The organism is Ideonella azotifigens, assembly GCF_021043325.1.
Classification (GTDB): domain Bacteria; phylum Pseudomonadota; class Gammaproteobacteria; order Burkholderiales; family Burkholderiaceae_C; genus Ideonella; species Ideonella azotifigens.
In genome coordinates this window covers 1-14,740 of the sequence record NZ_JAJNKD010000033.1, presented here as the reverse complement: position 1 = coordinate 14,740, position 14,740 = coordinate 1, and the positions used below count along the sequence as shown (strand labels likewise).

The window sequence follows — 14,740 nt, the reverse complement described above, 5'->3', positions numbered from 1 at the left end:
TCGCGCCCAGCCTGCACTCCAGTGTCCTGAACCCCAACATCGACTTCGAGGCCACGCCCTTCGTCGTGCAGCAGGAGTTGGCCGACTGGCCTGCACCGGTGCGTGAAGTGGCCGGTATCCAGAGGGTAGGCAAACGCATCGCCGGCATCTCGTCGTTTGGTGCGGGCGGGGCCAACGCGCATGTGGTCATCGAGGAATACAGCGCGCCGCCAACGCAAGACACCCCAAGCGGACCGGCCCTCATCGTGCTGTCGGCCAGAAGCGAAGACCGGCTCCAGGAACAAGTCCGGCAACTGCGCGATGCCATCGAAGTCGACGCGGCCATCCACCTTACCGACCTGGCCTACACGCTGCAGGTCGGGCGAGAGGCGATGGAGGAGCGGCTGGGGCTGGTCGTCAGTTCAGTGGAAGAGCTGAAACAAAAACTGAGCGAGCACCTTGAAGGAAGAGACGTTGACGAGCTGTACCGGGGCCAGGTCAAGCGCAACAAGGAAGCATTGGCCGCGCTGACGGGCGACGAGGACACGGCCGCCATGGCAGAGGCCTGGATTGCCAAAGGAAAGTTCGGCAAGTTGCTGGACCTGTGGGTCAAGGGCATGGCCGTGGACTGGCAGCGGCTGTACGGCGGCCGGAGGCCCCAACGCATCAGCCTGCCCACCTACCCGTTTGCGCGTGAGCGCTACTGGGTGCAGACCAGCGCAACGCAGCCCACAGCGACCACGGCAACAACGGCGAGCCTGCACCCGCTGGTGCACCGCAACACCTCGGACGTGGACGGCCTGCGCTTCAGCACCCAGTTGAGCGGCGAAGAATTCTTCCTGGCCGACCATGTGGTGCGAGGCGAGCGCGTGTTGCCCGGTGTGGCGCAGCTGGAGATGGCGCGCACGGCAGCCCGCCAGGTGCTGGGGCACGAGGTCGTTGCGCTGAGTGGCGTGGTGTGGATGCGCCCGGTGGTCGTGGCCAGCGAAGGGCTGAGCCTGCACATCGCGCTGGATCCGGAAGACGACGGGGCCCTCGGCTTCGAGATCTACAGCGAGGACGATGAGGGCGAGGTCCGGGTCTACAGCCAGGGCCGAGCCCGCGAACTGGTGCCGGCCAGCGCGCAGGCGCATGACCTGCAAGCATTGCGCGCGTTGTGCCAGCAAACGCAGCTGACAGCAGCGCAGTGCTACGCCCGCTTCGAGCAGCTGGGCCTGCACTACGGCCCGGCGTTCCAGGGCTTGCGCGAAGTCTTGGTCGGGCAGGACCGGCTGCTGGCGCGCATCAGCTTGCCGGATGGGGCGCCACAGGACGGCTACCAACTGCACCCCAGCCTGCTGGACGCGGCCTTGCAGGCCACGCTGGGCTTGCAGGCGGAGAACGCGCCGCTGAGCCTGCCGTTTGCGCTGGGGGCGCTGGAAGTGCTGGCGCCGTGCACGGCGGAGATGTGGGCGGTCGTGCGCAGAAGTGCCGGGAGCAGCGCAGGCGACGCGGTGCAGCGGCTGGACGTTGAGCTGTGCGACGAGCACGGCCAGGTCTGCGTGCGCTTGGGGCAGTTCAGCTTGCGGTCCGTGAACGACGGGAAGACCCTTGCAACCGAGCAGGCCGCACACGAAACCGATCTGTTGTTGGCACCCGTCTGGCAAGTGGTGAACCCGCCGGCGCCTGCGAACCAAGCCTCCACCACCGAACGCGTGTTGATCCTGGGTGGCCCGCCCGCTCGGCGGCAAGCAGTGCTGAGCCAGTTCCCCGCTGCGGCCTTGCTTGCATTGCCGCCAGCCGCGCAAATCGCCGAGATCGAACAAGGCCTGCGCCAGCACGGCGAGTTCGATCACCTCGTCTGGATCGCCGACAGCGGCGAGCCCGAGTCGGATCAGCAGGACGACGAGGGCTTGATCGCATTGCAGCAACAAGGTGTGGTGCTGGGCTTCCGCCTGGTCAAGGCCTTGCTGGCACTTGGTTTGGACAAACGCCCGCTGAACTGGACGGTGTTGACGGTCCGCACCCAGGCCGTCCACCTGTCCGATGCGGTGCTGCCAGCGCATGCCGGCGTGCATGGCTTCGTGGGGGCGGCGGCCAAGGAATTCCGGCGCTGGCAATTCCGCCTGCTGGACCTGGACGGCGCACAAGCCTGGCCGCTCGACCAACTCTTCCAGCTGCCTTTCGACCCGCAGGGCGACGCGCTGGCTTGGCGCTCCGGCCAATGGTTCCGCCAGGCCCTGCTGCCCGTCGACATCGCGTCGGCGGCCCGGCACGAAACCCTGTACCGGCGCGGCGGCGTCTACGTGGTGATCGGCGGCGCGGGCGGCATTGGCCAGGCCTGGAGCGGGCACATGATCCGCGCCCACCAGGCGAACATCGTCTGGATCGGCAGGCGCCCGCTGGACGAGGCCATTGCGCAGGCCCAGGAGCGGCTGGCCGCCTTCGGGCCCAGGCCCGAGTACATCGCGGCCGATGCGACCGACCTGCAGGCGCTGGTGCGCGCCCGCGAGCAGATCCTGGCGCGCCACCCGGCGATCCATGGCGTGATGCATGCCGCCATCGCGCTGCTGGACAAGAGCCTGGCGCAGATGGACGAGGACCGCCTGCTTGCGGGCCTGGCGGCCAAGGTGGATGTCAGCGTGCGCATGTGCCAGGTGTTCGGTGCGCTGCCGCTGGACTTCATGCTGTTCTGCTCCTCGCTGCTTAGCTTCATGAAGGCGGCCGGGCAGAGCAACTACGCGGCCGGCTGCACCTTCAAGGACGCCTACGCGCTGCAATTGGCGCAGCGCCTGCCGTACCCCGTCAAGGTCATGAACTGGGGTTACTGGGGCAGCGTCGGCGTGGTCGCCTCGCAGGCTTACCGCGAGCGCATGGCGCAGCTGGGCTTTGGCTCCATCGAAGCGGAAGAAGGCATGCTGGCCATCGAACGCCTGCTGGCGGCGCCCATGCCCCAGCTGGGCTTTCTCAAGGTCGCACCGGCAGGGGCCAAAGGCGGCTTGTTCGACCTGGTCGGCGATGCGCGTGTGCATGTGGATGCCCCGCGATTCGGGTCTCTGGCGCATGAGATCGCCAGCCGCCCGGCGAGCAGGGCATTCCCCATCGATGCAGGCCGCCTCACGCAACACAAGCGCGAGATCGATCGCCTGTCGCTGGCGATCTTGCGCGGCGAACTGCAGGCGCTGGGTTGGACTGGCGAGGCCGCGGTGCCTGGCCTGCGCCCGGGCCACGCGCGCTGGCTGGCCCACAGCCGGCAATGGCTGGCGGCGTCGGCAGATGAAACGACTTCGCTCGCCCAGGCCTGGGCCGCATGGCAGCAGCGCAAGACCGCATGGCTGGACGACGCCGACCTGCGCGCGCAGGTGCAGCTGGTCGATGCGATGCTGGGTCAGTTGCCAGCCATCCTGCAGGGCCGCGTGCAGGCCACCAGCGTGATGTTCCCGGGCTCTTCGATGCACCTCGTCGAAGGTGTCTACCAGGGCAATGCCGTGGCGGACCATTTCAACGACGTGCTCTGCGACACCGTGGTCGCATTTGTCGCCGAACGCGTGCGGCAGGACCCTGAAGCCCGCATCCGCATCCTCGAGATCGGCGCCGGCACCGGCGGCACCAGCGCCCGCGTGCTGGCACGGCTCAAGCCCTTTGCGTCGCACATGGCGGCCTACGCCTACACCGACCTGTCGCGTGCCTTCCTGCTGCACGCAGAGCGGAAATACGGACCCGACCACCCCTACCTCGATTACCGGCTGTTCGACGTTGGCTGCCCGTTGGCCGGGCAGGGCGTCGAGGCCGGCAGCTACGACTTGGCGATTGCCACCAACGTGCTGCATGCGACCCGCGACATCCGCGAGAGCCTGCGCAACGCGAAGGCGCTGCTGCGCCCGAACGGCCTGCTGGTGCTCAATGAGTTGAGCCGTTGCGAGCTGTGGACCCACCTGACCTTCGGCCTGCTGGACGGCTGGTGGCTGTACGAGGACGAGGCGCTGCGCATCCCCAGCAGCCCCAGCCTCGCGCCGGAGCGCTGGGACACGGTGCTGCGCGAGGAAGGCTATCGCCATGTCCTCTTCCCGGCCGCGGCCCAACACGCGCTCGGCCAGCAGGTGGTCGTCGCCGAGAGTGATGGCGTGACTGTGCAACGGCAGCCCGTGCGCGCTGCCGCGAGCCTGCCTGCAGCGCCGGCCCGCATCGCGCCCGCTCCTGCGCCCGTTCCCGCGGCCGTTGCGCGCAGCCGCAACGAGGCCGCGCCCGGCCCGTCCACGGCCCAGGTCACCGCCACGTCCGCGCTGCTGCGCGAGAAGTGCGTGCAGCAGTTCAAGAAGCTTGTCGGCCAGACCCTGAAGATGCCGCTCGACAGGATCGATGCCGGCACCGGCCTGGACGCCTACGGCATCGACTCGATCCTGGTGCTGGAGCTGAGCAACGGCCTGCGCCAGGCGTTCAAGGACCTTGGCATCGAAAGTGCGGTCAGCCCGACGCTGTTCTTCGAGTACGCCAGCGTCGATTCGCTGGCCGATCATTTCATCGCGACCCAGCCCGAGGCGATGATGCGCTGGGTCGGGTTGGATGCCGCCGCAGCGCCGCAGGTGGCGGCATCGCCAAGCCTGCCGGAGCCGCCCATTCGGATCACGAGCCAGTCGCGGCGCACGACAGCGCGCGGCTTCCGCCGTCCAGGCAATGGCACACCGCCTGCAACGCTGCCGCCTGCAACGCTGGACGTGGCCATCATCGGGCTGTCCGGGCGCTATCCGGAGGCGGCCGATGTCACCGAGTTCTGGGCGCACCTGAAGGCCGGACGCAACTGCATCCGCGAGGTGCCGGCAGCGCGCTGGGACCACGCCCCGTATTTCGATGAGCGCCGGGGCCAGCCCGGCAAGGCCTACACCCGCTGGGCCGGCTTCATCGACGATGTTGATTGCTTCGATCCGCTGTTCTTCAACATCTCGCCGCGCGAAGCGGAGGCCATGAGCCCGCAGGAGCGGCTGTTCATCCAGGAGGCCTACGCCTGCATCGAGGATGCCGGCTACACCCCCGCCACGCTGTGCGCCAGCCGCAAGGTCGGCATGTTCGTCGGCGTGATGAACGAGCGTTATCCGAGCGGCACGCGCTTCTGGTCCATCGCCAACCGGGTGTCCTACCTGTTGGACTTCCAGGGGCCCAGCATGGCGGTGGACACCGCCTGCTCGTCGTCGCTGACGGCCATCCACCTGGCACTGGAGAGCCTGCGCAGCGGCGAGAGCGAGGTGGCGATTGCCGGCGGCGTCAACCTGATCGTGGACCCGGATCACCTGCTGACCCTGTCCGCGATGACGATGCTGTCCGCCGGCGACAAGTGCAAGTCGTTTGCGGCTGACGGCGACGGCTTTGTCGATGGCGAGGCCGTGGGCGCGCTTGTGCTCAAGCCGCTGCAGCAGGCCGTTGCCGATGGCGATCACATCCACGGCGTGATCAAGGGCAGCGCCGTCAATGCCGGCGGCAGGACCAACGGCTACATGGTGCCCAACCCGGCGATGCAGGCGCAGGTCGTGCGCAGCGCGCTGGAGCGTGCGGGCGTCGATGCCCGCAACGTCAGCTACCTCGAAGCCCAGGGCACCGGCAGCAGCCTGGGCGATCCGATCGAGATTGCCGGCCTCACCAAGGCCTTCCGGGACTGGACCGAGGACAAGCAGTTCTGCGCCATCGGTTCGGCCAAGTCCAATGTGGGCCACTGCGAGAGCGCGGCTGGCATCGTGGCCCTCAGCAAGGTGCTGATGCAGATGAAGCACCGGACGCTGGTGCCCAGCCTGCATGCGGCCGAGGTCAATCCGTCCATTGACTTCGCCAATTCGCCCTTCGCATTGCAACGGGAGTTGGCGCCCTGGCCGCGAATGGTTCGGGACATCGGCGGCCGCGCGCAGGAGATCCCTCGCACGGCCGGCATCTCGTCGTTTGGCGCGGGCGGCGCGAATGCGCATGTGGTGATCGAGGAATACATCGCGTCGGCGGTGCCAGCCAGCATGGGTGGCGCCGTGATGGTCGTGTTGTCGGCGCGTCGCCAGGATCGCCTGGAGGACCAGGCGCGGCGCCTGCTCGCCGCGATCACGGCAGACCAGACCGAGCTCTCGCTCGCCGATCTCGCCTACACCTTGCAGGTCGGGCGCGAGGCGATGGAAGAACGGCTCGCGCTGACGGTCGAATCGCTCGCCGAGTTGCGCCACAAGCTCTCTGCCTTCCTGGCAGGGGACGAGGCCATCGCCGGCCTGCATCGCGGGCAAGCCAGGCGCGGCAAGGACGCGATGGTCCTGCTCGCCGGTGACGAAGACATCGACATGGCCTCGGTCGCGGCCACCTGGCTCGCCAAGGGCAAGGCCGACAAGCTGCTGGGCCTGTGGGTCAGGGGCCTGCCGGTCGACTGGGCGGCATTGCATCGCAACAGCGGCCAGGCGCCGCGGCGGATCAGCCTGCCAACCTATCCGTTTGCCCGCGAGCGCTACTGGACCGAACGCCGCGAGGAAGCGGCGGCGTCGCCTGTGCGCTTGGAACACCAGGCCTTCGATGCACCGGTCGCGGCGGTGGAACCGGTGGTGGCGGTCCAGCCCGCAGCCGTCGACGACGCGACGTTGCGGCAGCGCATCCAGCAAGCTTTGGTCGAGAGGGTCTCGGCCACGCTGAAGGTGAAGCCTGAAGACATCGACGGCGAAACCTCGCTCAGCGAATACGGCTTCGACTCGATCACGCTGACCGGTTTCGGCAATGGCTTGAACGAGCGCTACCAGGCCGAGCTGACACCGACGATCTTCTTCGAGTTCCCGACCCTGGACGGACTGGCAGGCTTCCTGGCCCGCGAGCGCCGCGAGACCATGCGGCGCCACTTCGCGCCCCAGGGCGGGCCTGTTGCGGCCCCACCGGCCCCCCGGGCGACCCAGGCGCTGTCCACGAGCCAAGACCAGCGCACCACTGTGGCAGCAGCGCCCAGCCGTGCCCCGGCGGTGGACGAGCCGATTGCCATCATCGGCATGAGCGGCCAGTTCCCGATGGCGGATGACATCGATGCCTTGTGGCGCGTGCTCGCCGAAGGCAAGGACTGCATCAGCGAAATTCCGCGTGAGCGTCTTGATTGGGGGACCTGGTCCGCCGACTCCGCAGAGGCGCACGCCCGCGTCAAGTGGGGCGGCTTCATGGCTGGCATCGACGAATTCGATCCGATGTTCTTCGGCATCTCGCCGAAGGAAGCCGAGCTGATGGATCCGCAGCAGCGCCTGATGATGATGCAGGTCTGGAAGGCGCTCGAAGACGCTGGCTACGCGGGCTCGGCCCTGTCGGGCAGCAACACCGCGCTCTACGTCGGCACGATGGCCAGCGGCTATGCCAGCCTGATCAGCCGTGCGCACACACCCGTCGAAGGCCATTCGTCAACCGGCGCGGTGGCTTCGGTCGGCCCGAACCGGATGAGCTATTTCCTCGACTGGCATGGGCCCAGCGAGCCGGTGGAAACGGCCTGCTCCAGCTCGCTGGTCGCCATGAGGCGCGCTGTCCTCGCGCTGCAGCGGGGCGACTGCGGCATGGCCATTGCCGGTGGCGTCAACACCCTCGTCAATCCGGAGCTGCACGCCAGCTTTGCGAAGGCCGGCATGCTGGCCGAGGACGGCCGCTGCAAGACCTTCTCCAGCGAGGCCAACGGCTACGTGCGCGGCGAAGGCGTGGCGATGCTGGTGCTCAAGCGCCTGTCGGACGCCGAGCGCGATGGCGACCACATCCACGGTCTGGTGCGCGGCATCGCCGAAAACCACGGCGGCCGTGCCAACTCCTTGACGGCGCCGAATCCGACCGCACAGGCGGCGGTGGTCGCCAAGGCCTACGAGCGCGCCGGCATTGACCCCCGCACGGTGACCTACATCGAGGCGCACGGTACCGGAACCAAGCTGGGCGACCCGGTCGAGATCAACGGGCTCAAGGCGGCCTTCAAGACCCTGTACGCGACCACGGGGGACAGTGCCGTCGCTGCGCCGCATTGCGGGATCGGCTCGGTCAAGACCAACATCGGCCACCTGGAACTGGCGGCCGGTGTCACCGGCGTCATCAAGGTCTTGCTGCAGATGAGGCACAGGGTGCTGGTGAAAAGCTTGCACAGCGAGGCGCTGAATCCGTACATCGACCTCAATGGAAGTCCGTTCTACGTCGTGCAGGAGGCGCGCGAGTGGACAGCACTGCGCGACGCGCAAGGCCAGGCCCTGCCGCGTCGTGCGGGCGTGAGCTCGTTCGGCTTTGGCGGCGTCAATGCGCACGTGGTACTGGAGGAGTACCTCCCGCTGGCGGTGGCCAGACCTGCTGCGACCGGTCCCGTCGCCGTCGTGCTGTCGGCGCGCGATGACGAGCGGCTGCGCGAGCAGGCAGAGCGGCTGTGGGCATTCGCCAACGCGCCGGAGAACGCCGCCGTCGACCTGCATGACCTGGCTTACACACTGCAGGTCGGCCGCGAAGCAATGAAGGCGCGGCTGGGCCTGGTGGCAGGCTCGCTTGCAGAGCTGCGCGAGAAGCTGGCCCGCCATCTGGCCGGCGACACCGGTGCCAACGAGGTCCACCGCGGGCAGGCCGGGCGCAACAAGGCGGCCACGGCCAGCGCCGACACGCGCAGTGGGATCGAGCGGAGCGAGCTGGACACGCTGCTTGCGTTGTGGGTGAAAGGCGAGGCGGTGGACTGGACAGGCATGTACAGCGACCGTCCGCCGCGTCGCATCAGCTTGCCGAGCTACGCGTTTGCAAAGGAACGACATTGGGTGCCGACGGGTCGCAGCGACGCGCAGGCCACTTCCGCCCCGTCTGCCTTGCTGCACCCGCTGGTGCATCGCAATTCCTCGAACCTGCTCGGGCCGCGCTTCAGCAGCCGCTTCAGCGGCAACGAGTTTTTCCTCGCCGACCATGTCGTGTTGGACCAGCGCATCCTGCCCGGCGCCGCGCAACTGGAAATGGCGCGCTTCGCGGTGAGCGAGGCGATGAGCGGAATGGGCGATGGTGCCGGTGCGCTGCATCTGAAGGACGTGGTCTGGGCACGGCCCGTCACGGTCGGGCCGGAGGGTGTGGCGTTGCATGTTTCGCTGTATCCGGAGGATGACGGCGATGTCCGTTATGCGCTGCACGCTGGCACCGCGGAGGCCGAGGTGTTCTACGGCCAAGGCCTGGTGACGGCGTCCGCGGACCAGGCTGCGCCGGTGACGCACGACATCACGGCCTTGCAGCAGCAATGCTCGCAGGCGTACCTGGGTGCCGCGCAGTGCTACGCGCTGTTCGACGATCTTGGCCTGCACTACGGCAGCGGCTTCCAGGGGCTGGGCGAGCTGTTCATCGGCGAGCAACTGGCGGTGGCCGCGATCACGCTGCCGCCATCGGTGCTGGCGGCACAGGACAGCTACGTCTTGCACCCCAGCCTGCTCGACGCGGCGATGCAGGCCTCGGTTGGCCTGCGGATCGGCGCCAACACTGGCGGCCTGAGCCTGATGCTGCCGTTTGCCTTGGGATCGCTGGCGGTGCTTGCGCCTTGCACGGCCGCGATGTGGGCCGTCGTTCGGCCTACCGCCGACCATGCGAGCAGCGACGCGGTGCAGGAGGTCGACATCGACCTCTGCGACGCCAACGGCATGGCCTGCGTGCAATTCAGGCGGCTCGGCCTGAAGGCCATGACCACGTCGACACCTCCGACCGATAGCGCGCCGAAGGCAGAGCGCTCAGTCCCCGCCCCTGTGCCCGTGCCGGTAGCAGCCGATGCACTGGACAGCTTCGACGAAAGAGCAGTTCGCTACCTGGTCCGCTTCCTCGCCAATGCGCTGAAGCTGCCGACACAGAAGATCGACGCACAGGCACAGATGGAGAGCTACGGCATCGACTCCATCCTGATCCTGGACCTGACGCGCAGCCTGGAAAAACAGTTCGGGCCGCTGCCCAAGACGCTGTTCTTCGAATACCAGACCATTGCCGCATTGAGTGGCTATTTTGTTCAGCACCATCCTGCTGCAATGGCCGCGCTGGTGGGGCAAGCGCGCAGCGTCCCGAGCACTGTGGCGCTGCCTGTGGCAGCAACAGCGGAGAAGCCGGTTTCAGCGCTGTTGCGCCACCGCTCTCGCTACGAAGTGCGCGGCCCGATCCACGGGAATGCCAGCGCTTCTGCCGCCGGCGAGATTGCCATCATCGGCCTGTCAGGCCGCTACCCCGAGGCAGGGGACGTGGGAGCGTTCTGGGCGAACCTGAGCGCCGGCAAAGACAGCATCAGCGAGATCCCTGCGGAGCGCTGGGACTGGCGAGCCTACTTCGACGAAGACCGGACCCGGGCTGGCAAGACCTACAGCAAATGGGGCGGCTTCATCGAAGGCGTGGATGAGTTCGACCCGCTGTTCTTCAACATCTCGCCGAGAGAAGCCGAACTGATGGACCCGCAGGAGCGGCTGTTCCTGCAATGCGTGCACGCCACGCTGGAAGACGCCGGCTACACCCGGGGCAGCGTCGCTGCGGAGCAGAACGTTGGCGTGTTCGTCGGCGTCATGTACGAGGAATACCAACTCTACGGCGCGCAGGAACAGGCCAGAGGCCACAACCTGGCCGTCTTCAACAGCCCCGCATCCATCGCCAACCGCATCTCCTACTGGTGCAACTTCAGCGGACCCAGCCTGGCCCTGGACACCATGTGCTCGTCCTCGCTCACCGCCATCCACCTGGCCTGCCAAAGCCTGCGGCAAGGCAACTGCGCAGTGGCGGTGGCCGGAGGCGTCAACGTCTCGGTGCATCCCAACAAGTATCTGATGCTCGCCCAGGGCAAATTCATCTCCGGCAAAGGCCGCTGCGAAAGCTTCGGCGAAGGCGGAGAAGGCTACGTCCCCGGAGAAGGCGTGGGCGCCATCCTGCTCAAGCCCCTGGCCCAAGCGCAAGCCGACGGCGACCACATCTACGGCGTCATCAAGGCCAGCGCCATCAACCATGGCGGCAAGACCAACGGCTACACCGTCCCGAACCCCAACGCGCAAGCCAAAGTCATAGAGCGCGCGCTCAAGGAAGGCGGCATCGACGCGCGGGACATCAGCTACATCGAAGCCCACGGCACGGGGACCAGCCTGGGCGACCCGATCGAAATCGCAGGTCTGGCCAAAGCCTTCGGCCAATGGACGCAAGACAAACAGTACTGCGCCATCGGCTCGGCCAAATCCAACATCGGCCACTGCGAAAGCGCCGCCGGCATTGCCGGCGTCACCAAAGTCCTGCTGCAACTCAAGCACCGCCAGATCGCACCCAGCCTGCACTCGGCTGTCCTGAACCCCAACATCGACTTCGAGGCCACGCCCTTCGTCGTGCAGCAAGCACTCACCGACTGGCCCAGGCCTGTCCGGGAAATCGGCGGAACAAGGACAGAAGGCAAACGCATCGCCGGCATCTCGTCGTTCGGCGCGGGCGGGGCCAATGCGCACGTGGTCGTCGAGGAATACAGCGCAGCGCAAACCCAACGCACAGACCAGGGCCCGGCACTCATCGTACTGTCGGCCAGAAGCGAAGACCGGCTCCAGGAACAAGTCCGGCAACTGCGCGAGGCCATCGAAGCCGACGCGGCCATCCATCTTGCCGATCTCGCCTACACGCTGCAGGTCGGGCGAGAGGCGATGGAAGAGCGGCTGGGGCTGGTTGTCAGTTCGGTGGAGGAACTGAAGCACAAGCTGAGCGAGCACCTCGAAGGCCGCGACGTCGACGAGCTCTACCGGGGCCAGGTCAAGCGGAACAAGGAAACCTTGGCGGCGCTGACCGGCGACGAGGACACGGCTGCCATGGCGGATGCCTGGATCGCCAAGGGCAAGTTCGGCAAGTTGCTGGACCTGTGGGTCAAGGGCATGACCGTGGACTGGCAGCGGCTGTACGGCAACCAGAAGCCGCAGCGCATCAGCCTGCCCACCTATCCGTTTGCGCGTGAACGCTACTGGCTGGACGTGTCTGCGCCGCAGGCGGTGCAGACTGCAACGGGCGGTCAACTGCACCCGCTGCTGCATCGCAACACTTCCAGCTTTGAGGTGCAGCGCTTCAGTTCGCACTTCAGTGGCGAGGAGTTCTTCTTCGCCGACCATGGGGTGAAAGGCACGCGCATCCTGCCGGGTGTGGCGCAGCTGGAGATGGCGCGGCACGCGGTGAGCCTGGCCATGGACGAAGACTGCTCGCTGCAGCTCCGGGACATCGCCTGGCTGCGACCGGTGGTGGCCGGCGAGGACGGTGTGGAACTGTACATCGCGCTGCTGCCACAGGCGGCTGGCGACATCCGCTTCGAGATCTACAGCGATGGCGAAGGCGACGAATCCCGGGTGCATTGCCAGGGCGCGGTCGTGACGGTCGCCGAGGCGCCTGGCGCCACTGTGGCAACGCATGACCTGGTGGCGTTGCGCGCGCAATGCAGCGCGGCGCATCTCGATGCTGCGCAGTGCTACGCGGCATTTGACCGGATGGGCTTGGCATACGGCCCGAGCTTCCAGGGCCTGAATGAACTTCTGGTCGGAGACGGCCAGGTCCTGGCCCGGGTCGTGTTGCCGGCTTCCGCGCCGACGGAAGGTTACGGGCTGCATCCCAGCCTGCTGGACGCGGCACTGCAAGCCACCCTCGGTCTGCTGCGCTCGGCCGGGCACGCGGACGATGGCCGCTTGTGGTTGCCCGCCACGCTCGGTGCGCTGGAACTGCTCGCCCCGTGCACCGCCAACATGTGGGCCGTCTTGCGACCGAGTGCCGGGACGGCAGCCGTTGGCGCGCTGCCATCCGCGATCGACGTTGACCTTTGCGACGAACACGGCGTCGTCTGTGTCCGGTTCAGTGGGCTCGGGCTGCGCATTGCCGCGCCCATTGCCGAAGCTGGAACGGCTTTGCAGACCTTGCTGGCCAAGCCGGTCTGGGAAGCCAGGCCGGTTGCCGTCGACGCCGCGGCGGGCCGCAGCTTCGCACGGCACGTGGTGATGCTCTGCGGCCTCGATGCGGCCGCCACTCGCCAGGTCCAGGCCGAGCTGCCGGATGTGACTTGCGTGGCCATTGCCGTGGACGAGGACCTGGCCGCGAGCTATGCCTCCGCAGCCGAGGTGCTGCTGGCACAGCTCCAGTCCCTGAGCCGCCAGCCTGGCCAGCACCGGGTCCAGTTGCTTGTGCCCCAGCTGGGCACGGCCCGGCTGATGGCGGGCCTGGGCGGCATGCTGCGCACGGCGCAGCGGGAGAACCCGGCTCTGCTCGGCCAGGTGATCCAGGTCGAACCTGGGCAGAACCTGTCGCAGGCATTGCGCGACAACCGCGACAGCCTGGCAGCGGACGTGTGCTACATCGGCGGCGAGCGCCAGGTCGGCGGCTGGACCGAGTGGGTCGGCGTGGCTGACGCGGCTTCGCCATGGCAGGACCAGGGCGTCTACCTGATCACCGGTGGCGCAGGCGGCCTGGGCCTGATCTTCGCGCAGGAGATCGCGCGCCGGGCCAAGGGCGCGAGGCTGGTGCTGACCGGGCGCTCGCCGCTGAACGCCAGGACGCAGGCCAGCCTCGACCGCCTGGTGGCAATGGGCGGGGCTGCGCAATATCGCCAGCTCGACGTGGGCGACCGCGAGGCCGTGACGAGCCTGGTGGCCGAACTCGTCGAAGCCTTCGGTGGCCTGAACGGCGTGCTGCACAGCGCAGGTGTGCTGCGCGACAGCTTCATCATCAGGAAGACCCGCGAGGAACTGCAGGACGTGCTGCACGCCAAGGTGGCCGGCACGCTGAACCTCGACGCGGCCACCCGCGATCTGGCGCTGGACTGCTTCATCTGCTTCTCGTCCATCGCCAGTGCGCTGGGCAACGTCGGGCAGGCCGACTACGCGGCGGCCAACGGTTTCATGGAGGCCTTCGCCCATTTCCGGGATGGCCTGGTGGCACAAGGCCTGCGGCAGGGGCGCAGCCTGGCCATCAACTGGCCGCTGTGGGAAGAAGGCGGCATGCAGGTGGACGCTGCTACGCGGCGCCACCTGCTGCAGGAAATCGGCATGACGCCGCTGCGCAGCGCCAGTGGTTGCACAGCCTTGGTCCAGGCCTTGGGCAGTGGCCTGCCGCAGGTGCTGGTGGTCGAGGGCCATGTCGAACGCCTGAAGGCCGCCCTGTTGACCGCTGCGCCGGCAGAACCCGCCGTCCCGCAAGCCGAGACAGCGCCAGTTCAGCTGGGCGAGGACTTGCGTGACAAGACGGTGCGGCACCTGGTGCGTCTGCTGTCGGCCACTTTGAAGCTGCCGCCACACAAGATCGATGCGCAGGTGGCCCTGGAAGCCTACGGCATCGACTCCGTCCTGGTGATGGACTTGACGCAGAAGCTGGAGAAGTCCTTCGGCCCGCTGCCGAAAACGCTGTTCTTCGAATACCAGACGATTGCCGCACTGTCCGGCTATTTCCTGCAGAGCCACCACACGCAGCTGGTCGAGTTGCTTGGTGAAAAACCTGCGCTCTCTTCACCTGCCGTCGCCCCGGGTCTGCAGCGCGAGATCGTGCCGACACTGCGCAGCCGTTCTCGCTTCGGTTCGCGCTTCGATGTGCGCAATGCGGGTCCAGCGGTTGGCGAAATCGCGATCATCGGCCTGTCAGGCCGCTACCCCGAGGCAGGGGACGTGGGAGCGTTCTGGGCGAACCTGAGCGCCGGCAAAGACAGCATCAGCGAGATCCCTGCGGAGCGCTGGGACTGGCGAGCCTACTTCGACGAAGACCGGACCCGGGCTGGCAAGACCTACAGCAAATGGGGCGGCTTCATCGAAGGCGTGGATGAGTTCGACCCGCTGTTCTTCAACATCTCGCC

Annotated in this window: 1 protein-coding gene; it reads left to right on the top strand. The window is 67.4% G+C overall.

What is annotated here, in order from left to right:
- Nucleotides 1-14,740 (top strand): SDR family NAD(P)-dependent oxidoreductase (locus tag LRH25_RS32220; protein ID WP_310742455.1); only part of this gene is annotated, 14,740 nt, incomplete at both ends.